The organism is Streptomyces sp. NPDC002773 (assembly GCF_040295605.1).
Taxonomy (GTDB): domain Bacteria; phylum Actinomycetota; class Actinomycetes; order Streptomycetales; family Streptomycetaceae; genus Streptomyces.
The window spans coordinates 35,811-59,443 of record NZ_JBEOVO010000003.1 but is presented as its reverse complement, the minus strand read 5'-3'; the positions used below and the strand labels follow the sequence as shown (position 1 = coordinate 59,443).

The 23,633-nt window shown below is 73.2% G+C and carries 24 protein-coding genes; 7 read left to right on the top strand and 17 right to left on the bottom strand.

What is annotated here, in order from left to right; genetic code table 11:
• Positions 1 to 130: 130 nt before the first annotated feature.
• The 6 genes from ABT034_RS05485 to ABT034_RS05460 all read right to left on the bottom strand — a co-directional run bounded on the left by ABT034_RS05485 (position 131) and on the right by ABT034_RS05460 (position 5,647).
• Positions 131 to 709 carry a hypothetical protein gene (locus ABT034_RS05485; protein ID WP_351211514.1) on the bottom strand — a complete coding sequence of 193 codons (579 nt, stop codon included), beginning with the start codon at positions 707 to 709 and terminating at the stop codon, positions 131 to 133.
• Positions 706 to 1,881, bottom strand: coding sequence for an ROK family glucokinase (locus ABT034_RS05480; protein WP_351211512.1), 1,176 nt, complete (start codon positions 1,879 to 1,881; stop codon positions 706 to 708). Before ABT034_RS05480 ends, ABT034_RS05485 begins: the two co-directional genes overlap by 4 nt.
• Before the next feature lie 57 nt (positions 1,882 to 1,938).
• Positions 1,939 to 2,745 carry an ATP-binding cassette domain-containing protein gene (locus tag ABT034_RS05475; RefSeq protein WP_502972801.1) on the bottom strand — a complete coding sequence of 269 codons (807 nt, stop codon included), beginning with the start codon at positions 2,743 to 2,745 and terminating at the stop codon, positions 1,939 to 1,941.
• On the bottom strand, positions 2,742 to 3,800 hold the full coding sequence (locus ABT034_RS05470; protein WP_351211510.1) for an ABC transporter permease: 1,059 nt from the start codon (positions 3,798 to 3,800) through the stop codon (positions 2,742 to 2,744). Before ABT034_RS05470 ends, ABT034_RS05475 begins: the two co-directional genes overlap by 4 nt.
• Positions 3,797 to 4,816 carry a sugar ABC transporter substrate-binding protein gene (locus tag ABT034_RS05465; RefSeq protein ID WP_351211508.1) on the bottom strand — a complete coding sequence of 340 codons (1,020 nt, stop codon included), beginning with the start codon at positions 4,814 to 4,816 and terminating at the stop codon, positions 3,797 to 3,799. The genes ABT034_RS05470 and ABT034_RS05465 overlap by 4 nt, the downstream gene beginning before the upstream one ends.
• Positions 4,817 to 4,927: 111 nt before the next feature.
• The gene (locus ABT034_RS05460) at positions 4,928 to 5,647 is read right to left on the bottom strand and encodes a GntR family transcriptional regulator (protein ID WP_351212049.1); all 720 of its coding nucleotides are present in this window, start codon (positions 5,645 to 5,647) and stop codon (positions 4,928 to 4,930) included.
• Between the two features lie 139 nt (positions 5,648 to 5,786).
• On the opposite strand from ABT034_RS05460, the gene ABT034_RS05455 reads away from it, so the two are divergent.
• Entirely contained in the window at positions 5,787 to 6,800 is a 1,014-nt protein-coding gene (locus ABT034_RS05455) for a Gfo/Idh/MocA family protein (RefSeq protein ID WP_351211506.1), read from the top strand.
• A 326-nt stretch (positions 6,801 to 7,126) separates the two neighbouring features.
• On the opposite strand, the gene ABT034_RS05450 is transcribed toward ABT034_RS05455, so the two are convergent.
• From ABT034_RS05450 to ABT034_RS05440, 3 genes are read right to left on the bottom strand one after another with little or no spacing between them, the layout of a single operon-like run.
• Positions 7,127 to 8,305: a cytochrome P450 family protein gene (locus tag ABT034_RS05450; RefSeq protein WP_351211504.1), complete on the bottom strand. Its 1,179-nt coding sequence runs from the start codon at positions 8,303 to 8,305 to the stop codon at positions 7,127 to 7,129.
• Positions 8,306 to 8,346: 41 nt separating this feature from the next.
• Entirely contained in the window at positions 8,347 to 9,018 is a 672-nt protein-coding gene (locus ABT034_RS05445; RefSeq protein ID WP_351211502.1) for a response regulator, read from the bottom strand.
• Positions 9,015 to 10,229 carry a sensor histidine kinase gene (locus tag ABT034_RS05440; RefSeq protein WP_351211501.1) on the bottom strand — a complete coding sequence of 405 codons (1,215 nt, stop codon included), beginning with the start codon at positions 10,227 to 10,229 and terminating at the stop codon, positions 9,015 to 9,017. The genes ABT034_RS05445 and ABT034_RS05440 overlap by 4 nt, the downstream gene beginning before the upstream one ends.
• 145 nt (positions 10,230 to 10,374) lie before the next feature.
• On the opposite strand from ABT034_RS05440, the gene ABT034_RS05435 reads away from it, so the two are divergent.
• A complete protein-coding gene (locus ABT034_RS05435) occupies positions 10,375 to 10,596 on the top strand; it encodes a hypothetical protein (protein ID WP_351211499.1) in 222 nt (73 codons plus the stop codon).
• A gap of 55 nt (positions 10,597 to 10,651) precedes the next feature.
• Here ABT034_RS05435 and ABT034_RS05430 read toward each other — a convergent pair whose 3' ends face one another.
• Both ABT034_RS05430 and ABT034_RS05425 read right to left on the bottom strand, forming a co-directional pair.
• Positions 10,652 to 11,590, bottom strand: coding sequence for a DMT family transporter (locus tag ABT034_RS05430; protein WP_351211497.1), 939 nt, complete (start codon positions 11,588 to 11,590; stop codon positions 10,652 to 10,654).
• A gap of 119 nt (positions 11,591 to 11,709) precedes the next feature.
• Complete coding sequence (locus tag ABT034_RS05425) at positions 11,710 to 12,318, bottom strand: dihydrofolate reductase family protein (protein ID WP_351211495.1); 609 nt, start codon at positions 12,316 to 12,318, stop codon at positions 11,710 to 11,712.
• 181 nt (positions 12,319 to 12,499) lie between these two features.
• On the opposite strand from ABT034_RS05425, the gene ABT034_RS05420 reads away from it, so the two are divergent.
• Entirely contained in the window at positions 12,500 to 13,240 is a 741-nt protein-coding gene (locus ABT034_RS05420; protein WP_351211493.1) for an SDR family NAD(P)-dependent oxidoreductase, read from the top strand.
• Between the two features lie 418 nt (positions 13,241 to 13,658).
• On the opposite strand, the gene alc is transcribed toward ABT034_RS05420, so the two are convergent.
• Both alc and allB read right to left on the bottom strand, forming a co-directional pair.
• Entirely contained in the window at positions 13,659 to 14,774 is a 1,116-nt protein-coding gene (gene alc, locus ABT034_RS05415) for an allantoicase (RefSeq protein WP_351211491.1), read from the bottom strand.
• A gap of 1 nt (position 14,775) precedes the next feature.
• Positions 14,776 to 16,110, bottom strand: coding sequence for an allantoinase AllB (gene allB, locus ABT034_RS05410; protein ID WP_351211489.1), 1,335 nt, complete (start codon positions 16,108 to 16,110; stop codon positions 14,776 to 14,778).
• Positions 16,111 to 16,448: 338 nt separating this feature from the next.
• On the opposite strand from allB, the gene ABT034_RS05405 reads away from it, so the two are divergent.
• A complete protein-coding gene (locus tag ABT034_RS05405) occupies positions 16,449 to 17,255 on the top strand; it encodes an IclR family transcriptional regulator (RefSeq protein ID WP_351211487.1) in 807 nt (268 codons plus the stop codon).
• 43 nt (positions 17,256 to 17,298) lie between these two features.
• Here the strand turns inward: ABT034_RS05405 and ABT034_RS05400 are convergent, their stop codons facing one another.
• Positions 17,299 to 17,964, bottom strand: a complete 666-nt coding sequence (locus ABT034_RS05400) for a response regulator (protein ID WP_351211485.1) — start codon at positions 17,962 to 17,964, stop codon at positions 17,299 to 17,301.
• On the bottom strand, positions 17,961 to 19,112 hold the full coding sequence (locus ABT034_RS05395) for a sensor histidine kinase (RefSeq protein WP_351211483.1): 1,152 nt from the start codon (positions 19,110 to 19,112) through the stop codon (positions 17,961 to 17,963). Before ABT034_RS05395 ends, ABT034_RS05400 begins: the two co-directional genes overlap by 4 nt.
• Positions 19,113 to 19,402: 290 nt before the next feature.
• Between ABT034_RS05395 and ABT034_RS05390 the strand changes: the two genes are divergently transcribed.
• Positions 19,403 to 19,807, top strand: a complete 405-nt coding sequence (locus ABT034_RS05390) for a DUF6223 family protein (RefSeq protein ID WP_351211481.1) — start codon at positions 19,403 to 19,405, stop codon at positions 19,805 to 19,807.
• A 38-nt stretch (positions 19,808 to 19,845) separates the two neighbouring features.
• On the opposite strand, the gene ABT034_RS05385 is transcribed toward ABT034_RS05390, so the two are convergent.
• Entirely contained in the window at positions 19,846 to 20,526 is a 681-nt protein-coding gene (locus ABT034_RS05385) for an ABC transporter ATP-binding protein (protein ID WP_351211479.1), read from the bottom strand.
• Positions 20,527 to 20,572: 46 nt separating this feature from the next.
• Positions 20,573 to 21,715 (bottom strand): ABC transporter permease, encoded by a 1,143-nt coding sequence (locus ABT034_RS05380; RefSeq protein WP_351211477.1) that lies wholly within the window; start codon positions 21,713 to 21,715, stop codon positions 20,573 to 20,575.
• A gap of 112 nt (positions 21,716 to 21,827) precedes the next feature.
• On the opposite strand from ABT034_RS05380, the gene ABT034_RS05375 reads away from it, so the two are divergent.
• Entirely contained in the window at positions 21,828 to 22,988 is a 1,161-nt protein-coding gene (locus ABT034_RS05375) for a sensor histidine kinase (RefSeq protein ID WP_351211475.1), read from the top strand.
• Positions 22,989 to 22,991: 3 nt separating this feature from the next.
• Positions 22,992 to 23,621, top strand: coding sequence for a response regulator (locus tag ABT034_RS05370; RefSeq protein WP_351211473.1), 630 nt, complete (start codon positions 22,992 to 22,994; stop codon positions 23,619 to 23,621).
• Positions 23,622 to 23,633: the final 12 nt, after the last annotated feature.

Sequence of the window (23,633 nt, the reverse complement as noted above, 5' to 3'; positions counted from 1 at the left end):
CGGAGCGTCCGATCATTTGAAGGCGGGCCCCGGAGCCGGTCAAGACACCGCACCGCTCACGGCGAGGGGAACATCTGTGGGAATGACGACCGTCCGGCGCGGGGCACGCGAGTGCGACCCCCTCGGGGGGTCAGGGGCTGGTCGTCGAGACCGTGTGGACGCGCGGGAAGGCGGGGTCCGTGAGGTCGACGGTGATGTCGGTGGTCGGGCGCGGTGCCTCGCGCTTCACCGTGGTGCCCGCCCAGTCCACGCCCTCGACGAAGTTCCAGCCGACGATGTCGGCGTCGCGCTCGCCGACGGTGATCCGGCCGGGTGTGAGCGCGGCGCGGCTCGTACCGGACTCGGCCAGGTAGGCGTCGAGGCCGGCGGCGGTGGTCGTGAACTGGACGTACAGCCGGCTCGTCCGCCAGTTGCTGGTCTCGTAGTAGGCGACGTCCCAGGACCCGGCCGGGACCGGGACCTCGAAGACCCGGCGCTTCATCAGCGAGGGCCAGTTGTCCTGGAGGCCGGCCGCGGAGGACTCGCGTTCCTTGTCGCGGCCGCTGTCCCGGCTCTGGCCGGCGGAGACGACGAGGTAGCCGGCCGGGATGCCGACGAGCAGCACGATGATGACGGCGGTCAGCCAGCGGCGGCGGATCATGTGCCGGCGGTCCTCGGGCAGCTTGTCCCGGGTGTCGCGCGGCGGGAGGGACTGGCGGGGCACGGTCATGAGGGCGGGTCCTCGGGGGGACGGGCGGCCAGGGCCGAGGTCCCGTTGCGCAGGGCCTGGGCGTAGCGCTCGTACCGTTCGTACCGCTCGACCCGGCGCCGGTTGGCGCGGCGGAAGCGGCGGGCGACGAGCCGGGCGAGGTCGGCGGCGCCGACCATGCCGGCCTCGGGGCCGAGCTGGGCGCGGGTGATACGGGCCTCGGGGCGGTAGCCGCGGCCGGTGAGGTGGCGGCGGAAGGAGTCCCTCGCGGGACCGATGAGCAGGTCGTCGGCGGCCGAGACGCCGCCGCCGATGACGAAGCAGGAGGGGTCGAGGGCGGCGGCGAGGTTGGCGATGCCGACCCCGAGCCACTGGCCGATGTCCTGGAGCAGCTCGACGCACATGGCGTCGCCCTCGCGGGCTAGCTCGGTGATGAGCGGTCCGGTGATCTCGGGGATGTGTCCCTTGACCCGTTCGATGATGTTGTACGCGACCGGTGAGTCGGCGGCGGCCAACTCGCGGGCCTCGCGGACCAGGGCGTTCCCGGAGCTGTACTGCTCCCAGCAGCCGCGGTTGCCGCAGGGGCAGCGGTGTCCGCCGGGGACGACCTGCATGTGGCCGAACTCGCCGGCGACGCCGTACTTGCCGCGCTTGACCTGGCCGCCCTCCAGGATGGCGCCGCCGATGCCGGTGCCGAGGGTGATCATGACGAGGTGGTCCTCGTCGCGTCCGGCGCCGAAGCGCCACTCGGCCCAGGCGGCGGTGTTGGCGTCGTTGTCGACCATGACGGGGACGGCGAGGCGGCCCTGGAGGGCGTCGCGGAGGGGCTCGTTGCGCCAGGCGAGGTGCGGGGCGAAGAGCACCGTGGCGCGCTCGGCGTCGACCCAGCCGGCCGCGCCGATGCCGACGGCGTGCACGTCGTGCCGGTCGGAGAGGTCGAGGACCAGTTCGACGATGGTGTCCTCGACGACCTTGGGGCTCTTGGACTTGTCCGGGGTCTCCGTGCGGAGCTTCTCCAGGATGTTGCCGTCGGCGTCGACGACACCGGCCATCACCTTCGTACCGCCGATGTCGATGCCGACGGTCGGCACCCGGGGCGCCGTCAGGTGGGAGCGCCGCTCCCGGGTGCCGACGGTCCGCAGCACGGTGCCGCGGGCGGAGCCCCGGTGCGCGAGGTCACGGTAGGTACTCATCGGCTCCGATTCTGCCAGGTGGGGGGTGAGGAGGCCGCTACATCGGGGAGGCCGCGGTCACGTCGCGGAGGGCCGTTCCAGTTCGTGGCGGAGGTCGTCCAGCTCGGTGCCGCCGGCCATCTGCCGGGTCAACTCGTCGAGTGTGACGGAGCCCTTGGTGTGGCTGCCGGCCATCACTCCGCGCTTCAGGAGGACGAAGCGGTCGCCGACGAGGTAGGCGTGGTGCGGGTTGTGCGTGATGAGGACCACGCCGAGACCCTGGTCGCGGGCGGCGGCGACGTACTTGAGGACGACTCCGGACTGCTTGACGCCGAGGGCGGCGGTCGGCTCGTCGAGGACGAGGACCTTGGCGCCGAAGTGGACGGCGCGGGCGATGGCCACGCACTGGCGCTCGCCGCCGGAGAGGGTGCCGATCGGCTGGTCGACGTCGCGCAGGTCGATGCCCATGCGGAGCAGGGCCTCGCGGGTGGTGGACCGCATCAGGCCGACGTCGAGCCGCTTGAAGGGGCCTGAGCCCTTGGTGGGCTCGGAGCCGAGGAAGAAGTTCCGCCAGACCGGCATGAGGGGGACGACGGCGAGGTCCTGGTAGACGGTGGCGATGCCCCGGTCGAGGGCGTCGCGCGGGTTGGCGAGGGTGACGTCCTCGCCCTCGATGCGGAAGACGCCGGCGTCGTGCCGGTGAAGGCCCGCGACGATCTTGATGAGGGTGGACTTGCCGGCGCCGTTGTCGCCGAGGACGCAGGTGATCTCGCCGGAGCGGACCTCCAGGGAGACGCCTTCGAGGGCGCGGATGTTGCCGTAGTACTTGCTGACGTCGTCGAGCTCGACGAGGGGAGCGGACTCGGTGTTCAGGGCCGTCGTCACTTGGTGGCCTCCACGCGCTTGCGGATCCAGGCGTTGAGCAGGGTCGCCAGGAGGAGCATCGCTCCCAGGAAGAACTTGAACCAGTCCGGGTTCCACTCGGCGTACACGATGCCCTTGCTGGTCATGCCGAAGATGAGGGCGCCGACGGCGGAACCGATGGCGGAGCCGTATCCGCCGGTGATGAGGCAGCCGCCGATGACGGCCGCGATGATGTAGATGAGCTCGTTGCCGACGCCTTCGCCGGACTGGACGACGTCGAAGGAGAAGAGCAGGTGCTGGCCCGAGACCCAGGCGCAGAAGGCCACGCCCAGGTAGAGGCCGATCTTCGTCCGGAAGACGGGGACGCCGACCGCGCGGGCCGCGTCGGCGCCGCCGCCGACGGCGAAGATCCAGTTGCCGAAGCGGGTGCGGAGCAGGATCCAGGTGGCGAGGGCGACGAGGCCGAGCCACCACAGGATGGTGACCTTGAACTCGACGCCGCCGACGGTCAGCTGCGAGGCGAACAGCTTCCGGGCGGAGGAGAAGCCCTCCATGTCGGCGATGGTCTTGGTGGAGACGGTGCCGCTGATCAGCTTGGTGAGGCCCAGGTTCAGGCCGGTCAGCATGAGGAAGGTGCCGAGCGTGATGATGAAGCTGGGCAGTTTCGTACGGGTCAGCATGAAGCCGTTGAAGGCGCCGACGGCCAGCGTGACCAGCAGCGAGACGCCGACGCCGACCCAGACGTTCGCCGTCATCTGGTAGCTGAACATCGAGGAGATCAGCGCCGAGCTGGTGACGAGGACGCCGGCGGACAGGTCGAACTCGCCGCCGATCATGAGGAGAGCGACGGGGACGGCCATGATGCCGATGGTGGAGGCCGCGTAGAGCACGGTCCCGAGGCTGGAGGCCTTCAGGAAGCTGTCGGCGACCACCGAGAAGAAGACGAAGACGGCGATCGCGCCGACGACCGAGCCGAGCTCGGGGCGGGCGAGGAGCTTCTTCAGCGGGGAGGTACGGAGCAGCCGTTCGTCGACGTGGTCGACGCCGTCCGAGGGTGGGGCGGTGGAGCTGCTCATCGGGTGCCCCGCTCCGCGTACTCGACGAGCTTCGCGGCGTCGTCCTTGGTGATGATCTGGGGGCCGGTGAGGACCGGCTTCCCGCCGCCGAGGACGTCGGCGTTGTAGCGGTACAGCCAGAGCAGGTCGACGGCCTCGTAGCCCTGGAGGTAGGGCTGCTGGTCGACGGCGAAGCCGAGGGTGCCGGCCTTGAGGGCGGTGGCGACCTTGGCGTTGAGGTCGAAGGTGTCGACCTCGGCCTTGCTGCCGGCGCTCTTGGCGGCCTGGACGGCGGTGTCGGCGAAGGGGGCGCCGAGGGTGACGACGGCGTCGATGTCCTGGTCGGACTGGAGCTTGGCCTCGATGGAGGCCTTGACGTCGGGCATGTTGGTGCCGTCGACGTACAGGTTGACCAGTTCGCCGCCGAAGGTCTTCTTCGTCCCGGCGCAGCGCTGCTCGTGGCCGACGTTGCCCTGCTCGTGCAGGACGCAGAGCGCCTTCTTCTTCCCCCGCTCGTCGAGCTCCTCGCCGACGGCCTCGCCCGCGACGGTCTCGTCCTGGCCGATGTGGGTGAGCGCGCCGTACGCCTTGGACTGCTCGGCGCCGGAGTTCACGGTGATCACCGGGATACCGGCCTTGACGGCCTTCTCGACGGCGGCCTTCATGGCGTCGGGCTTGGCGAGGGTCACGATCAGTCCGTCGACGCCCTTGGCGACGTACGAGTCGATCAGCTGCGCCTGCTGCTGCGCCTCGTCGTTGTGGGCGTAGAGGAAGTTGATGTTGTCCTTGGCGGCGGCCTGCTTGGCGCCCTTCTGGACGATGTCCCAGAAGGTGTCGCCGTCACCCGAGTGGGTCACCATGGCGAAGGTCCAGCGGGGGGTGTCGACGGCCGCCCTGCCCTGGGCCTCCGCCGCCTTGCGGGCGTCCTCCGCCCGCTTGCCGCCGGTGCTGCTGCATCCGGCGAGCGCCCCTGTCAGCGCGAGCGCGAGCACGGCGCCGATTGCGGCGCGTACCCCTCCTGTCCGAAGCCTGGTCACGAGGCCGTGCCCTCCTTTGTGTCCTTCTGCGTGCATTGCAGTATCGGTCATGCGGGTCGCGGCGCTCGTCAGGGGGGCCGTCTGCGGCCTTGTGCCCGCCTCCTTCCCCGGTTACGGACGGACCATCAGCTGGAATTCGAAGGTGTAGCGGGCGGCCCGGTAGAGGTGGGAGCCGTACTCGACGGCCCGGCCGGTGTCGTCGAAGGTGACGCGCTCCATCGTCAGCAGCGGGGCGCCCTCCCGCTCGTCGAGCAGCGCCGCCTCCTCGGCGGTCGCGGCGCGGGCGCCGACGGCCTGCCGGGCGCTGTGCAGGGTGAGCGCGGCGGCGCGGAGCATCCGGTAGAGGCCGGTGGTCTCCAGGCGCTCGGTGTCCGCTTCGACGAGCCCGGCCGGGAGGTGGTTGCGGAGGTACGCCATGGGCTCGCCGTGCGCGGTACGGAGCCGTTCGAGGTAGCGGACCTCGCTGCCCTCGGGTACGCGGAGGGCGGCCGCGACCGGCGCGGTGGCGGCTTCGAGACGGTTGACGAGGACGCGGGTGGCGGGGAGTTGCCCCGCGGCGTCGAGGTCGTCGTAGAGGCTGCTGAGTTCGAGCGGGCGCCGGACCGTGCTGTGCACGACCTGGGTGCCGATGCCCCGGCGGCGGACGAGGAGGCCCTTGTCGACGAGGGTCTGGATGGCCTGGCGGACGGTGGGGCGGGAGAGGCCGAGGCGGGTGGCGAGGTCGATCTCGTTGCCGAGGAGGGTGCCCGGGGTCAGCGTCCCGTCCGCCACGGCGTCCTCCAGCTGCCCGGCCAGCTGGAAGTAGAGCGGGACCGGGCTGCTGCGGTCCACGGCGAGCGGGGGCAGGGGGGAGCCGGACTGCTTGGACACGGGGGGAGCGTAGCCCGGTGCGCTGATGACGGGAAGTCGTGACGTCCGGTTGTCCTGACAAATCCTTGACACCGGGGACGTGCGCCTCCACGGTGGGGCCATGCGCATCGGACTCATCGGTACGGGACGGATCGGGAGCTTCCACGCGGGGGTGCTGGCCCGCCACCCGGAGGTCGAGTCCCTGGTCCTGGCGGACGCGGACGCCGGCCGGGCGGCGGGGGTCGCGGGGGCTCTCGGGGGTCTCGGGGTGGAGGCGGCCCCGGACGTGACGGCGCTGTTCGGCCACGCCCTGGACGCCGTGGTGATCGCCTCGGCGACGGCCGCGCACGCGGAGCTGATCGCCCGCGCGGCGGGCGCCGGGATCCCGGCCTTCTGCGAGAAGCCGATCGCCCTCGACGTGCCGGGGACGACGGCCGCGCTCACGGCGGTGGCGGAGGCGGGGACCGAGCTCCAGCTGGGGTTCATGCGCCGCTTCGACGCCGGGTACCGGGCGGCGCGGGAGGCCGTACGGTCGGGGCGGCTCGGCCGGCTGCACACCGTACGGGCGGCGACCTCCGATCCGGAGCCGCCGCCCGCCGCGTATCTGCCGCTCTCCGGCGGTCTCTTCCGGGACTGCCTGGTGCACGACTTCGACATCGTCCGCTGGGTGACCGGGCGAGAGGTCGTGGAGGTGTACGCGACGGGCTCGGACGCGGGGCCCGCCATGTTCCGGGAGGCGGGGGACGTGTCGACGGCCGCCGCGCTCCTCACCCTGGACGACGGGACGCTGGTGACGGCGACCGCGACCCGCCGCAACGGCGCCGGGTACGACGTCCGGATGGAGCTGGCGGGCGACCGGGACCAGATCGCGGTGGGCCTGGACGACCGCACTCCGCTCACCTCGGTGGAGCCCCGGGGTCCGGCCGCGCCGGGAAAGCCCTGGCCGGGGTTCCTGGAACGGTTCGCCCCCGCGTACGAGGCGGAGCTCGACGCCTTCGTCCGGCTCGTACGCGGCGAGGCCCCCAATCCGTGCGACGGCGGTGAGGCCCTTGAGGCCCTGCGGATCGCCGAGGCGTGCGAACGCTCACGGCGGGAGCGGCGGCCGGTACGGGTGGGGGGGAGCGGGTCGGGTTGAGGGGCGGGCGGGTCGTCTAGGCGGGGGGCGCGGTTGGTCGCCGATGCGGGGCGAGGGCCAGCGCGGGCGGCGGGTCGCCCGACCGTTGTGGGCGTCGCCCATGCGGGGCGAAGGCCCGTGCGCGCGGCGGGTCGCCCGACCGTTGTGGGCAACTGTTCCGCAGGGCGGAACGGGTGGGCACAACCCACTACGGCGCCGCACCGTCGGTGCACGTTCAGGCTCGGGGGCCTAGGCGCGGCAGGGGGCGCCGTTCCGTTGTGCCCACCCGTTCCGCCCCAGCGGAACGAATGCCCACAACGAGGCGGGGCGGGGCGGGGCCGGGCGTCTTACCAGCGGACCGGGAGGTGGCGGACGCCGCGCATGAGGAGGCCCGGGAGCCACTCCCAGGGCGGGCCCTCGGGGTCGAGCTCCAGGCGGGGGAAGCGGTCGAGGAGCGTCCGGAGCGCGATCCGGCCCTCCAGGCGGGCGAGCGGCGCGCCCAGGCAGTAGTGGATGCCGTGACCGAACGCGAGGTGGCCGCGGGTGTCCCGGCGGATGTCGAAGCGGTCGGGGTCGGGGAAGCGCGCCGGGTCCCGGTCGAGCGCCCCGATGGCCACGAGGACACTCGCCCCCGCCGGAATGTCGGCGCCGCCGAGGGTGACGGGCTCCCGGGTGAAGCGGAAGGTGCTCGTCTCCACGGGCCCGTCGTACCGCAGGGACTCCTCGATCGTCCCGTCGAGAAGGCCGGGGTCGGCGCGCAGGGCGGCGAGCTCCTCGGGGTGGGTGAGGAGGTTGCGGACGGTGTTGGCGATGAGGTTGACGGTGGTCTCGTGCCCGGCGATGAGCAGCAGGTAGGCCATGGCCCGGAGTTCGGGCCCGGAGAGCCGGTCGCCGTCCTCGGCGCGGGCGGCGATCAGGCCGGAGAGCAGGTCGTCGGCGGGTCCCGCGGCCCGTTTGTCCTCGATGAGCTCGTCGAGGTAGCCGGCGAAGCTCTCCATGGCCTGGGTGAGGGCCGTCTCGTCGCTGGGCGTGACGAGCTCGGTCGACCAGCGCCGGAAGGTGTCGCGGTCGGCGGCGGGCACCCCGAGGAGTTCGCAGATGACGGTGATCGGCAGCGGGTACGCGTAGGCGTCGACGATGTCGGCGCGGCCGGCCGGTTCCATCGCGTCGACGAGCTCCGCGGCGAGCCGTTCGACGCGCGGGCGCAGGCTCTCCACCCGGCGGGCGGTGAACTCGCCCGTGACGAGGCGCCGGAGCCGGGTGTGGTCGGGGGCGTCCGCCGCGAGGAGGTGGACGCCGATGAGGTCCTCCTCCGGCGGCCGTACGCCGATCACGGAGGGGGACTTGGCGAGCCGGGGGTCGGCGAGTGCCGCGCGCCCCTCCTCGTGGCCGACGACCAGCCAGAACTCGTAACCGTCGGGGAGCCGTACCGGGTGGACGGCGCCGGCCGCTCGGAGCTTCGCGTAGAAGGGGTACGGGTCGGCGGTGAAGTCCTCGCCGTACTCCCCCAGTTCGATGACGGACATCCCCGCACCCTAGCCGAGGGGCCTCGGGCGCACCGGCTGGTTCAGGCCGGGTCGTCCTCGTCGAGGAGGCCCGCGTCATGGACGAGGAGGGCGATCTGGACGCGGTTGTTGAGGCCGAGTTTGGCGAGGACGCGGCTGACGTGGGTCTTGACCGTCGGGACGCCCATGTACAGCTGGGCCGCGATCTCGGCGTTGGAGCGGCCGTGGCCGACGGCGACGGCCACCTCCCGTTCGCGGGCGGCGAGTGCGGTGAGCCGGTCGGCGGCCGCGGCGCGCCGAGGCTGTTCGGGCTGCTCCGCGACGTGCGTCATGAGCTGGCGGGTGACGGCCGGGGAGAGTACGGGGTCCCCGGTGGCGACCCGGCGGACGGCGGCGACGATCTCGGCGGGCGGGGTGTCCTTCAGGACGAAGCCCGCGGCGCCGGCCCGCAGGGCGCGCAGTACCTGCTCGTCGGCGTGGAAGGTGGTGAGGACGACGACCTCGGGGGCGCCGGGGTGGGCGCGGAGGCGGGCGGTGGCGGTGAGGCCGTCCACCTGGGGCATGCGGATGTCCATGAGGACGACGTCGGGGGCGTGGCGGGCGACGAGTTCGGGGACCTCGCTGCCGTCGGCGCCCTCGCCGACGATCTCCAGGTCCTCGGCGCCGCCGAGCATGAGGGTGAGGCCCGCACGGACCAGGGGGTCGTCGTCGACGATGAGCAGCCGGATGGTCATGGGGGCCACGGTAGCCAGGCGTGCAGGGCGAACCCGCCGTCGGGGGCGGGACCGTGGTCCAGCCGGCCGCCGGCGAGGACGGCCCGTTCGGTGAGGCCGATGAGGCCCTGGCCGGAACCGGGGACGTGCGGGACAGGTCCGGCGGGGGCGGGGTTGCGGACGCCGACGGTGAGGCCCTCGCCGGGGCGGCCGCGCACGGTGACGGTGACCGTCGTGCCGGGGGCGTGCTTCCGGGCGTTGGTGAGGCCCTCCTGGGCGATGCGGTAGACGGTGCGACCGGTGGCGGCGGGCACGGTCGCCGGGTCGTCGACGGTGGTGTCGAGGACGACGTCCGCACCGACCTCGCGGGATTCGTCGATCAGCGCGCCGAGGGTGGCGAGGGTGGGCTGCGGCCGGTTGCCGCCGTCGCCGTTCTCGCCGGGCGCGCGCAGGACTCCGATGATCTCGCGGAGGTCCTGGAGGGCTTCGTGGGCGCTGTCGCGGATGACGCCTGCGGCGCGGGCCACCTGCTCGGGAGGGGCGTCGGGCCGGAACTCCAGGGCTCCGGCGTGCACGCTGAGCAGGGTGAGCCGGTGGGCGAGGACGTCGTGCATCTCGCGGGCGATGGACTCGCGGGCGAGCCGCTGGGCCTGGGCGACGCGGAGTTCGGCCTCCGCCTCGGCGCGGCGGGCGCGTTCCCTGAGGGCCTCGACGAGTTGGCGGCGGGAGCGGACGAGCATGCCCCAGGCGGTGACGAGGAGGACGAGGACCAGGCTGAGGGCGAGGTTGAGCCCGGTCGAGGTCTCGGGGTCGGGACGGACGAAGACCGACACGACCGAGCCGACGACGGCGAGGGCCGCGACCCAGGAGATCTCACGGAACGGCCGGCGTACGGCGAGGCTGAACAGGCTCGCCAGGAGGGCGCCGCCGGCGACGGGCACCACGCTGCTCACGAGGGCGAGCGTGACCGCGAGCCCCATGGGCCGGCGGCGGCGCAGCCAGAGGGCGCAGCAGGCGGCGGCGCCGATCACCTGGTCGGTGAGGGTGACGGCCTCGCTGGTGTATTTGGCGCTGGTCTCCAGGGCGAGCAGGCCGACGAGGGCGGCGAGGAGGAAGAGCGAGGTGTCCACGATCCAGTCGCGGACGGTACGGCGGGGCCGGGCCGCTCCGTCCCCGCCCGGTTCGACCAGGTGGGAGGGGAGCAGCCAGCGCTGCCGGTCCGTGCGAGTCATATCCGCAATGTACGCAGTTCGGGGGCGGTCGAGCGGTCGTGCGGGCGGTCGGGCTACCGGAGTCGCGCAGGTCGATACTTTCGTATCGACCGCCGTAGACGAGCGGCGGACGCGTCCGGTCGCCGCTGCCCGCCATGATCGGGGCATGAAAGGTTTTCTGGAGGGTCTCGGGGCCCTGCTCTGTGTGGCGGGCGTCTGCGGAGTGATCCGCGAGCTGACGGACGGCTGGTTCAGGTTCATGAATCTGACCCGGTTCCTCACGGAGAACGTGGGGTTCCTGGAGGGACGGGAGTTGTTCGCGAACATCGTGATCGCGGCCCTCGGCATAGCCCTCGCGACCATGGCGAGCCGGGTGGTGAAGTCCTGACCGGCCGGTCCCGGCGTCGCCGGCTGCTCGCGGTGCCGAGGCGCGGTCGGGGTATCTAGCCGGCGCCGTGGGCGGCGGCGGCCTTGCGGCCCCAGCTGGTGCCCGCGAGGACGAGGACCGCGCCCGCGAGACCGAGGACGCCGGGGCGGTCTCCGGCGAGGGCGATGCCCGCGGCCGCGGCCCAGAGCGGTTCCGTGCCGAGGAGGAGGCTGACCCGGGACGGGGAGGTGCGGCGGACCGCCCACATCTGCACGAAGAAGGCGAAGAGCGTGCAGAAGACGGAGAGGAAGATCAGCCCTGCCCACTCGCGGGGGCCGAAGTCGAGGGCCACCGCCCAGGGCGAGGCACCGGTGCCGGGGAAGGCCGCGATGACGGCGAAGACGGCGACGGCGGCGCCGAGTTGGACGGTGGTGAGGGAGAGCGAGTCGGCGTCCTGGACCGCCTTGGTGCGGGACATGGCAAGGACGTGGACGGTACGGGCGACGGCGGCGAGCAGCATGAGCAGGTCGCCGAGGGAGGGGGCGGTGAACCCGCCGCCCTGGGTGAGGAGGACGACGCCGGTGACGGAGAGCGCGGCGGCGGCGAGGAAGGCGCGGGGCGGGGCCACCCGGGTGAGGGCGGCCTCGGCGAGGGGGGTGAGGATCATGGTGAGGCTGATGATCAGACCGGCGTTGGTGGCGGAGGTGTGGACGACGCCGTAGGTCTCCAGGAGGAAGATCCCGCTGAGGATCAGCCCGAGGGTCGCGGCGCCGCGCCACTGGGCCGCGCTCAGGGCCCGCAGCCTGGCCCAGCCGGCCACGACGAGGACGGGCAGCACCACCGCGAACCGCAGCACGAGGACCGCGATGACGGTGTGGGTGGTGGTGATGCCCTTGGCCGCGAGATAGCTGGCGCCCCAGACGACGGCGACGAGCAGGACGGGAAGATCGGTGAGCCAGGCGCGGCGGGGGGCGCCGAGGGAAACGGGCGCGGCGACGGGGGACGTGGCAGACATGGCGGGCCGGTTCTCCAACTCTCAAGGTGGGGTGGAGACTTCAACGGCTCGCACGCGGAGCGCTCACCGTACCCGGCCCGGCCTGTGGTGGCTACACCTTTCCGTGGGTGGCGGCCGTGTCAGTAGCTGCCGTACGTGGGGCGGCCCGCCAGTTCGTACGTGTGGATGGCGATGCCCGAGCCGGTGGTCCGCGCGGCGGTGTGCCGGAAGGCGGCGGGCTGGACGCCGTCGGAGAAGAGACGGCGGCCGGTGCCGAGGACCACGGGGAAGACGAGCAGGTGCAGGGTGTCGATCAGGTCGTGGTCGAGGAGCGTCCGGGCGAGTCCCGCGCTGCCGTGCATCTGGATCTCGCCGTCGGTGCGTTCCTTGAGGGCGGCGACCTCCTTGACGACGTCTCCGCGGAGCAGGGTGGTTCCGGCCCAGTCGGCGGAGTCGAGGGTGGTGGTGGCGACGTACTTGGGGAGGGCGTTGAGCTTGCTCGCGACCGGGTCGGCGGGGTCGGTCTGCTTCGGCCAGTAGCCGGCGAAGATCTCGTACGTACGGCGGCCGAGGAGGAAGGCCGTCGGCCGGGCGAAGACCTCCTCGACGAACCGGCCGAAGTCCTCGTCGCCGTACGGCACGGACCAGCCGCCGTGCTCGAAGCCGCCGCTGGGGTCCTCGTCCGGGCCGCCGGGGGCCTGGTGGACGCCGTCGAGGGTGAGGAACTGGGTGAGGCTGAGCGTGGCCATGGTGGTGCCCTTTCGTCTCCGGTCCATCGTGTCTCACCAGTGCAGACGGCACAGCTCGGCGAAAGTCATCGGTGGTCGGGGGCGGGGTCCGGGTCGGGGTCCGATTCCCGCCAGCGTCCGGACACGCGGACGGCTTTCATTGAACCCGCAACCACTTAGGTCTTTCTCACGGAGGTTCGGGATGTCCACGATGAACGGCACGGCGGTTCTGGTGACGGGCGGCAGCAGGGGAATCGGCGCGGCGACAGCCGTCCGCCTCGCCCAGGAAGGCGCCGACGTGGCCTTCACCTACGTCCAGGACGAGGTACGGGCCAAGGAGGTCGCCGCGCGGATCGAGGCGGCCGGACGCAGGGCGCTCCCCCTGCGGGCCGACGCGGCCGACGCCGGGGACGCGGCGGGGGCGGTGGAGTGGGCGGCGGACGCCCTGGGCCGGCTCGACGTCCTCGTGAACAGCGTGGGTGCCGGGGTCCTCGGCCCGCTGGAGTCGCTGACCCTGGCGGACGTGGACCGGGTCCTCGCGGTGAACGTCCGGGCGGCGTTCCTCGCCTCGCAGGCGGCGGCCGCGCGGCTGCCGGAGGGCGGCCGGATCGTCACGATCGGCACCTGCATGACGCAGCGGGTGCCGGGTCCTGGCGGCACGCTGTACGCGACGAGCAAGTCGGCGCTGATCGGCCTGACGAAGTCGCTCGCCCGGGAGTTGGGCGGCCGCGGCATCACGGCCAACATCGTGCACCCCGGCCCCATCGACACCGACATGAACCCGGCGGACGGCCCGTACGCGGAGGGCCAGGCGGCCATGACGGCGCTCGGTCGCTTCGGCACCCCGGACGAGGTGGCCGCGATGGTCGCCTTCCTGGCGGGCCCGGGGGGCCGGTACGTGACGGGAGCCGAGTTCGCGGTGGACGGCGGCCACGCGGCGTAACCCGGAGGCGGGCCCCGGACGCCGGGCGCCCGCCGTTGCGCCTCGCCCCTCCCGCCACCCCAGAACCGGCGAGTGAGCCGAAGGGGCGCGCCGGGGGAACGGCCGCGAGCGCGCGGAGCCTCCTGAGGAACGAAGGAGGCGAGCACGGTCGGGGCCGTGAGCCCGGCTTCGGCGCCCCGGAGACGAACGAGCCTCAAAAGGGGGGCGAGTGAGCCGAAGGGGCGCGCCGGGGGAACACACCCGAGCGCGCGCAGCCCCCGAGGAACGAGGGGGCGAGCACGGTCGGGTGTGTGAGCCCGGCTCCAGCGCCCCGGAGGCGAACCGAGCCCTGAAAAGAGGGGGAGGGCGCACCGGTGCTGTCGGTCGGTGCGCCCTCGTGGGGCCGGGCGGGGTGTCGTGCCCGCCCAGTTCAGGGGGGTCAGCCGCCGAGTTCCTGGTGGCGGGCGGTCAGGCGTGCCGTGCCGGCTTCCGTGAGGGAGCCGAAGAGGCGGAGGCGGGAGATGCCGCCGTCGGGGTAGATGTCGACCCGGACGCGGGAGCCGACCGCCGGGGTGCCGAGCACGAAGCGGTGGTTGGTGTCGGGCTGGAGGCGGGTCCGGGGCAGGATCTCGGTCCACTCGTCGGAGCCCTCGGCGGCGACGGAGAGGGCGGCCCAGCCGGCGCTGTTGCCCTTGAGGTACGCGGTGTCGATCTCGACGGCGCGGATCTCGGACTCGGCGGCGAGCTGGTAGCGGATCCAGTCGTTGCCCTTGTCGCGGCGGCGGCGGGTCTCCCAGCCGTCGTCCATCTTGCGGGAGCGGCCCGGCTGGATGGTGTTGGTGGCCGGGGAGTAGAAGCGGTCGGAGGCGTCTTCGACCTGCCCGCCGTTCTCCAGGGCCGCGAGGTCGAAGGTGCCGAGGACGCCGAGCCATGCCGGGTCGGGGGCGACTTCGCCGTACACGCGGAGGCGGGCGATGCCGCCGTCGGGGTGCTGGTTGACGCGCAGGTGGGTGAAGCGCTGCTCGATGTCGACGGCGAAGCCGTTGGCGGCGTGGCCGCCGACGGCGGTGCGCGGGACGAGCGTCGTCCATTTCACGTCGTCGGCGAGGAGGTCCTCGGGCGAGGGCGAGCCGGCGACGGAGGTGGCCTCGACGGAGACGGCCTGCGGGTAGTTGCCGCGGAAGTGGGCCGTGTCGAGGACGATGCCGCGGATGACACCGGGCGCGCCGAGCCGTACGAGGGCCCAGTCGTGGTCGTCCTCGGTGGGGTGCGGCTGCTGGGCGGAGACGCCGCGGCGGCGGCGGGTCTCCCAGCCGTCCATGATCTTGCCCTTGTGGCCGAAGTGCTCGGGGTCGAACTCGGCGGCCTCGGGCTTGAGGAGGTTCTCGCGCTCGGCGAAGAACTCGTCGTTGGCGGCGATGACACCCGCGCCGAGGCGCCGGTCGGCGAGGTCCGCGTACCGGGTGAAGTCGAAGTCGGCCGTCCGGTAGTCGGCGTAGGGGTCGCCGCCGCCGTAGGGGCTCGCGTCACCGGTGAAGCTGGGTATGACGGACACGTCAGTTGGTCCTTTCGAGGAGGCGGCCGGAGGGTTCGGCGAGGGTGCCGTGGTCGACGATCCGCGCTCCGCGCAGCCAGGTGGAGGTGACGACGCCGCTGAGGGTCTTGCCCGCGTAGGCGGTGATCCGGTTGCGGTGCTGGAGCTCCGCCGGGTCGACGGTGAAGGTGGCGTCCGGGGCGAGGACGGCGAAGTCGGCGTCGCGGCCGGCCTCGATGGCGCCCTTGCGGGTGAGTCCGGCGAGCCGGGCCGGGCCCTCGGACATCCAGCGGACGACGTCCTCCAGGGTGTGGCCGCGGCGGCGGGCCTCGGTCCAGATGGCGGGGAGGCCGAGCTGGAGGGAGGAGATGCCGCCCCAGGCGGACGCGAAGTCGGGGGTCTTGAGGTCGGCGGTGGACGGCGAGTGGTCGGAGACGATGCAGTCGATCGTGCCGTCCGCGAGTCCCTGCCAGAGCGCGTCCTGGTTGGCGGCCTCGCGGATGGGCGGGCAGCACTTGAACTCGGTGGCGCCGTCCGGGATCTCCTCGGCGGTGAGCGTGAGGAAGTGCGGGCAGGACTCGACAGTGATCTTGACGCCCTCGGCCTTCGCGGCGGCGATCAGCGGCAGCGCGTCGGAGGAGGAGAGGTGCAGGACGTGGACGCGGGCGTTGAGCCGGCGGGCCTGGTTGACCAGGTTCTCGATCGCCGTGTTCTCGGCGTCCCGGGGGCGGGAGGCGAGGAAGTCGGCGTACGCGCCGCCCGGGCGCTGGGGCGCGGCGGCGAGGTGGTGCGGGTCCTCGGCGTGCACGATCATCAGGCCGTCGAAGCCGGAGATCTCGGCGAGCGAGGTCGCCAGCTGCTCCTGGTCCAGCTCGGGGAACTCGTCGACGCCGGAGGGCGACAGGAAGCACTTGAAGCCGAAGACACCGGCGTCGTGGAGCGGCCGGAGGTCCTTGACGTTGTCGGGCAGGGCGCCGCCCCAGAAGCCGACGTCGATGTGCGCCTTGGCGCGGGCGACGTCCTGCTTGGTCCGCAGGTTCTCCACGGTGGTGGTCGGCGGCAGCGAGTTGAGGGGCATGTCGAGCAGGGTGGTGATGCCACCGGCGGCGGCCGCGCGGGTGGCGGTCCAGAAGCCCTCCCACTCGGTGCGGCCGGGGTCGTTCACGTGCACGTGGGTGTCGACGAGTCCGGGCAGGACGACGTCGTCGCCGACGTCCTCGAGCCGGGCGCCGGCGGGTACCTCGGCGTCGTACGGCAGCACGGCCGCGATCGTCCCTCCGGAGACGGCGATCGACGCCGGGCGTGTCCCCTCGGGGGTGATGACACGCGTCGAGCGCAGGACCAGGTTGACGTCCACCCGTACCCCTCTCTTCAAGTGACTCGCAGCGAAAACTGAGAAATTCAACGAACTGTTGAAAAGGAGTCTTCACTTCCGGGCGACATGTCGTCAAGGGCACACTTCCAGCATCGGCCACTGACGAACCCGTCTTGGATGTTTCCACAAAGTGGAAACAGAATTCCGTACAGTAGAACGTAGCTCCACACATGCGGGGCAGAGCCGGACCCCGCCGAGCCCTCCCCGACACCGGACAAACACCCCCTGACCGGCCCGTACACCGGCACCGGGGCCGGGTGCCCCGGCCGGTGGCCCGGTAGGCTGCTGCCTTGCCCGCCTGCCTCGAAAGGACCGTTGACGTGCCGACGTCCAGCGCCAGCACCACCGACGCCGCCAAACCCGCCGCGAGCGGGGGCGTCCAGTCCCTTGAGCGTGCCTTCGACCTCCTTGAGCGGATGGCCGACGCCGGGGGCGAGGTCGGGCTGAGCGAGCTCTCCGCCAGCAGCGGACTCCCGCTCCCCACCATCCACCGCCTGATGCGCACCCTGGTCGCCTGCGGCTATGTGCGCCAGCAGCCCAACCGGCGGTACGCGCTCGGCCCCCGGCTCATCCGGCTCGGCGAGTCCGCCTCCCGCCTCCTCGGCACCTGGGCCCGCCCGTACCTCGCGCGGCTCGTCGAGGAGACCGGCGAGACCGCGAACATGGCGCTGCTCGACGGCGACGAGATCGTGTACGTGGCGCAGGTGCCGTCCAAGCACTCGATGCGGATGTTCACCGAGGTCGGCCGGCGGGTGCTGCCGCACTCGACCGGCGTCGGCAAGGCGCTCCTCGCGCACACCCCGGCGGAGGAGATCCGCGCGCTGCTGGCCCGTACCGGCATGCCCGCCGCGACCGAGAAGACGATCACCACGCCGGACGGCTTCCTCGACGCGCTCGTCGCGGTCCGCGAGACGGGGTACGCGGTCGACGACAACGAGCAGGAGATAGGAGTCCGCTGCCTCGCGGTGTCGGTGCCCAACTCGCCCACCGCCGCGGCGATCTCCATCTCGGGCCCGGCGGGCCGGGTGACCGAGGCGGCCACGGAGAAGATCGTTCCGATCCTCCAGCAGGTCGCCCGCGAACTCTCGACGGCGCTGGCGAACACGGCGGGCAACGGCCAGGGCTGAGGCCCTCCCCCTCCCCCCCCCGCCTGACCCCGCGGCCGCCGGGTCAGGCGGTCTCGCGCGGGGTCACGAGACCGGACTCGTAGGCGAGGACGACGAGCTGGGCCCGGTCACGGACGTCGAGCTTGGCCATCGCCCGGTTGACGTGGGTCTTGGCGGTCATGGGGCTGATCACCATGTGAGCGGCGATCCGGTCGTTGGACAGGCCCCGCGCGACCAGGACGACGGCCTCGCGTTCGCGCTGGGTCAGCTCGTCGAGGCCCGTGACCGCGCCGCCCGGAAGCGGCTGGGTGACGTACCTGTCGATCAGCTTGCGGGTGATCGAGGGAGCGAGCAGGGCGTCGCCGCGCGCCGCGACCCGTACGGCGTGCAGGAAGTCCTCCGGCACGATGTCCTTGACGAGGAATCCGGCGGCGCCGGCGCGCAGCGCGTGGAAGACGTACTCGTCGAGGCCGTAGTTGGTCAGGATGACGACGTGCGTCCCGGCGAGGGCCGGGTCCGCCGCGATGCGCCGCGTCGTCTCGATGCCGTCCATCACCGGCATCTGGATGTCGACGAGCGCGATGTCGGGCAGGTGTCTCCTGGCCAGAGCCAGGCCCTCCTCCCCGTCGCCGGCCTCGGCCACCACCTCGATGTCGTCCTCCAGGTCGAGGAGGGCGCGGAATCCGCTGCGGATGAGCGGCTGGTCGTCGACCAGCAGGACACGGATCACGACGCACGTTCCACGGGGAGTTCGGCGTGGACGGTGAAGCCGCCCGCGCCGCGCGGTCCGGCGCTCAGCCGGCCACCGAGTGCGGTGACCCGTTCGCGCATGCCCAGGAGCCCCACACCAGGTGTCGGGGCGGTGGCAGGTGCCGGAGCCGGCGCGGCCGCACCGTCGTCGTCGACCCGTACGGTCAGGGAGTCGGGCCGGCAGTCGATCAGGACCGACGCCGTCGCCGCCTCCGCGTGCCGGGTGACGTTGGTGAGCGACTCCTGCACGATCCGGTAGGCGGTACGGCCCACCGCGGCCGGCACGTCCTGGCGCCGCCCCTCGATCGTCAGCGTCGCGGCCAGACCCGTCAGCCGGGCACGGGCCACCAGGTCGGGGACGTCGTCGAGCCCGGGCGGCGGGGACGTGTCGTCGTCGCGCAGTGCCTCCAGGGTCGCCCGCAGCTCCCGGGTCGCCGCACGCCCGGCCTCCTGGATCGCCAGGAGGGCCTCCGGCACCTTCTCGCCGCGCCGGCGGGCCACATGGACGGCGACCTCGGACTGCACCTTGATGATCGAGATCTGGTGGGTGAGCGAATCGTGCAACTCGCGCGCGATACGCAGCCGTTCCTCGTCGGCGCGGCGCAGCGCGGTCTCCTCCCGGGTACGCTCCGCCTCCTCCGCCCGCCGCTCGGACTGCCGCAACGCCTCCCCCGCGGCACCCGCGGCGATCAGCCAGGCCAGCTCGAGGGCGTCCCGCGACCGCGCGAGCGCCCCGCCCACGTCGAGCGGCCCCGCGACCAGGGCCGCGAGCGGCAGCGCCGTCAGCATGGCCACGCTCGCCACCACCGTGGCGGTGCGGTGCCCCGCTCGTACGGCCGCGTAGACCGCGAACAGGTACGCGACGACGGGCACGTCGAAGCCGACCGTCTGGTAGCCCACCGCGCACAGCCCGGTGACGGCCAGGACGGCGACCGGAGCGCGGCGGCGCGCGGCCAGCGCGAGTCCCCCGGCCGCGAGCAGCGCGTAACCGAGCAGGTCGAGGCCTGTGGTCGCGTCGCGCTCGGACATCCCGGTGGCGAGGAGCGCCGCCGCGACTCCGACGGCGATCACCCCGTCTGCTGCTCCGGCTTCTGCTCCGGCCCGGAAACCGAACCGCCCTGTGCTCATGGGCGCACCCTAGCCGGGCGGGGTCGGGGGCGGATCACGCTCACGGAGGAGCGCCCGACTACCGCGTGCGCGGTAGTCGCACGAATCCTGCGGCGTTTGCGGCAGCGGGGTACGGCGGCGACGGCAGCCCACAGTGTCCGCGTTCGCTGGACGACGCGGGGCGGGTCCTGCGGACATGCTCGGGTCCGTCCCGTCCCCCTGAGGAGAAGGAGCACCTCATGTCAGCCCGTTCAGGCCGTTCAGACCGTTCACCCCGTTCAGCCCGTACGGCAGTGCCGACCGTGGTCGCCGTGGCCGGTGCCGTCGTGATCGGCGGCCTCGCGTTCGCGGGGCCGGCGGCCGCGGAGGCCTCCGTCCAGCCGGTCGCCGCGAGCCTGTCCACCGTGAGCGTCGGCCGCGTCGGAGCCTCGCTGTCCGCGCTGACCGGCCTCCTCGGCGCGGTCGGCGGCGCCCTCGCCCTGGCCCGTCCGAGCGGCCGGGGCCGCGTGGTCAGCTGGGCCGGGCGGAACGGTTCCGCCGTGGCGCTGGCGGCGGGCCTGATCGCCGTGGCCGTCGGCGCCTCGGTCGCTGCCACCGCCGAGGGAGGCCTCGGCACCGGCAACGGGCTCGGCGGCGCCTACGTGGCCGTGGTGGTGGGGCTTGTCGCCGTGGCCCTCGGCGGGCTGGCCCGGTCCCGGTCCCGCCGAACCGGCTGAAGAGGGCCGACCTCTGCGGCCGCGGCGCGTCCGGCGGTTCAGGCAGGGGCGGCCTGCGCGAGGCGGCCGTCGTGGACCGTGACCGTGCGGTCCGCTCGGGCCAGGTGGGCGCGGTCGTGCGTGACCAGGACCGTCGCCGTGCCCCGCTCGGCCGTCAGCACGGCGAGCAGATCGATGACCTCCGCGCCCCGCTCGTGGTCGAGCGCGCTGGTCGGCTCGTCGACCAGGAGGACGGACGGCTCGTTCATCAGGGCCCGTGCGATGTTCACGCGCTGCCGCTGACCGCCGGACAGCTGGTGCGGCCGCCGCCCGGCCAGGTCCGCGAGGCCCACCGCGTCGAGGAGTTCCAGGGCCCGTCCCCGTACCGACTTCGGCGTCCGGCCCGACAGGTGCGCCATCACCTGGAGCTGTTCCGCCGCGCTCAGCGAGGGCAGCAGGTTGGGCTGCTGGAAGACGATCCCGATGTGCTCGCGGCGCAGCTCGGCGCGGGCGGCGGGGGTGAGCGGCCCCGTGTCCGTACCGGCGACGACGACGCGGCCCCGGTCCGGGGTCACGAGGGTGGCGGCGGCCGCGAGCAGGCTGGACTTGCCGGATCCGGAGGGGCCGACGACGGCCGTGAGCGTACCGGCGGGGACGAGGAGGGAGACGTCGTCGAGGGCGGTGAGGCGGCCGTCCCCGTCGGGGTAGGTGAGGGTGACGGCGTCGAGGACGAGGCTCATCGAACGCTCCCGGGCAGGAAGGGGGTGGAGGGGACGGTGGTGGGGCTCATCGGGCGCTCCCGAGGGCGGTGAGCGGGTCGACGGCGGTGATCCGCCGGATGGACAGGGCCGCGCCGAGGACGCCGAGCACGATGATCACGGCGGCCGGGCCGAGGACGGTGAGGGGTTCCAGGACGAAGGGCACGTTCCCGCCGCTGACGAGGGCGCCGATGCCGACCGCCAGCGCGGTACCGAGCACCGTGCCCGCGCCGAGCATGAGGACGGCCTGTCCGAGGGCGTCCCTGAGGAGGTACGGGGTCGAGGCGCCGAGCGCCTTGAGGACGGCGACGTCGCCGCTGCGCTGGATGGTCCAGACGGTGAAGAACGCTCCTATGACAAGCGCGGAGATGGCGAAGAGGAAGCCGCGCATGAGCTGGAGCGAGCCGTTCTCGGCCTGGTAGGACCCTATGGCGGTGAGGGCGTCGTCGAGGGTCCGCGCCTCGGTGCCGACGGCCTTGTCGCCGGCGGCCCAGTCGGCGCCGTCGGCCGCCTCGGCCCCCTCTCCCCCACCGCTCCCGTCGCTCCCGTCGCCCCCACCACTCCCGTCGCCTTCGCGCAGCGCGATGACGGTGGCCTGTGCCTGCGGGGTCGTGCCGTCGTTCCCGATCCGCTGCCAGTCGTCGAGTGAGGTCCACACGACGGGGGTGTGGCTGTACGAGGCGTCGCCGGCGACCGCCGCGACGGTGAGCTCCAGGGGCCCGAGGCGGACGGCGTCGCCCGCCGAGACGTCGAGTTCCTCGGCCGCCGACTCGGAGAGGACGGCCTTTCCCCGGGCGGGGGCCACGGGCGCGAGCCCGCCCCCCGGTTCCGTACCGAAGGCGGACACGGCGGCGGTACGGTCCCCGGCGGCGCCGTTGAGCGTACGGATGCCGAGCGGTGCCGCAGCCGCCACGCCGGGCCGCTCCGCCCAGCGGCGCCACTGCTCCTCCGTCACCGTCGAGTTGGTGAAGGAGACGGCCTGCCCGGACGGTGGCGCCGCGAAGGCGAGCCGGTCGGCGGGCAGCCCGGTGATCGCGGAGACGTTCTCCCGCGCGAGCCCGGCGGTCAGCCCTGACAGCAACCCGACGAGCAGGGTGATCAGCACGATCACGGTGCCCATGAGGGCGAATCGCCCCTTGGCGAATCTGAGGTCTCTCCATGCCACGAACATGCTGACCAGAGTGGTCCGAACGGTGCCCGGCGGGCATCGCGCCACGGATGGCTCCGCAATCAAACTTTCGGTTGAGTCCGGATTGTCGCCCGGTGTCTACGCTGGAGGGATCATGGATCCCCGCGCTCCGACCCCCGCCCTCCGCGCCCTGCGTCTCTGTCTCCACCTGCTGATGGCGGGCCTGCTCGCCCTGGCCGCCGTGCGGGCGGGGTCGGCCGCCGGGACCGTACTCGCGGTGGTGACGGGCGTGGTCTACGCGGCCGGTTCCGCCCTGCCGTCCGTGCGGAGTTCGCGGCGGGCGGCCGCCGTGTGGCTGGGGGTCCTCGGCGTGTCCTGGCTCGCGCTGCTGTGGCTGACCCCGGAGGCGCTGTGGGTGGCCTTCCCGCTGTACTTCGTCCAGCTGCACCTGTTGCCGGCGCGCTGGTCGCTGCCGGTGGTCGCGCTGACGGCGGCCGCGGCGATCTTCTCGTACGTCGGGCACGGCGCCAGGCTCAACCCGGGGGTCTTCATCGGGCCGCTGCTCGGCGCGGCGGTCGCGGTGGCGACGGTCCTCGGCTACCAGGCCCTCTACCGGGAGAGCGAGCGGCGGCGCCGGCTCATCGAGGAGCTGATCGCGACCCGGGAGGAGCTGGCGGCGGCCGAGCGGCACGCGGGGACGCTCGCCGAGCGGGAGCGGCTCGCGCGGGAGATCCACGACACGCTCGCGCAGGGTCTGTCGTCGATCCAGCTGCTGCTGCGGGCGGCCGAGCGGGCGCTGCCGGCGGGCTCCCCGGCCGCCGGGCACATCGACCGGGCGCGGCAGGCGGCGCAGGACAACCTGGCGGAGGCCAGGCGCTTCGTCCGGGCCCTGTCACCGCCGGACCTGGAGCACGGCTCCTTGGCGGCGGCCCTGGAGCGGCTGTGCGAGCCGGGGGCGGCCGGGCCTCGGGTGCGTTTCTCCGTGAGCGGTACGCCGGTCGAGCTGCCGACCCCGTACGAGGTGGCACTGCTGCGGATCGCGCAGTCGGCGCTCGCGAACACCGTGCGGCACGCGGGGGCCTCGCGGGCGGAGATCACGCTGTCGTTCATGGACGCGTCGGTCACCCTGGACGTGGTCGACGACGGTCGGGGCTTCGACCCCGCTTCGGTACGCCGCCCGTCGTCCGACGGCGGTTTCGGGCTGCCGGCGATGCGCTCGCGGGCGGAGTCGCTGGGCGGCACGTTCACCGTGGAGTCCGCGCCCGGCCAGGGCGCGGCCGTCGCCGTGTCCCTCCCTCTCCCGGCTGGAGCCTGAACCATGACCACCATCCGTCTTCTTCTCGCCGACGACCACCCGGTGGTACGGGCGGGCCTGCGCGCGGTCCTCGACACGGAGCCGGACTTCGCGGTCGTCGCGGAGGCGGCCACCGCCGAGCGCGCGGTGGAGCTGGCCGCCGCCGGGGGTGTGGACGTGGTCCTGATGGATCTGCAGTTCGGTTCCGGGATGCACGGCTCGGAGGCGACGGCGGCGATCACGGCGGTGCCCGGGGGGCCGAAGGTGCTGGTCCTGACGACGTACGACACGGACGCGGACATCCTGGCGGCGGTGGAGGCGGGCGCCTCCGGCTACCTCCTGAAGGACGCGCCGCCGGAGGAGCTGGCGGCGGCGGTGCGGACGGCGGCGGCCGGTCAGTCCGCCCTCGCGCCGGCGGTGGCGCACCGGCTGATGGACCGGATGCGGACCCCGGCGGAGGCGCTGACCAAGCGGGAGCTCGAAGTGCTCCAGCTGGTCGGGGACGGCCTGTCGAACCAGCAGATCAGCAAGGCGCTGTTCCTGAGCCAGGCGACGGTGAAGTCGCACCTGGTGCATGTCTTCGCGAAGCTCGGCGTGGACTCGCGCACGGCGGCGGTGGCAGCGGCGACGGCCCGCCGCCTGATCAGACGGTAGGCCCGCCGACTG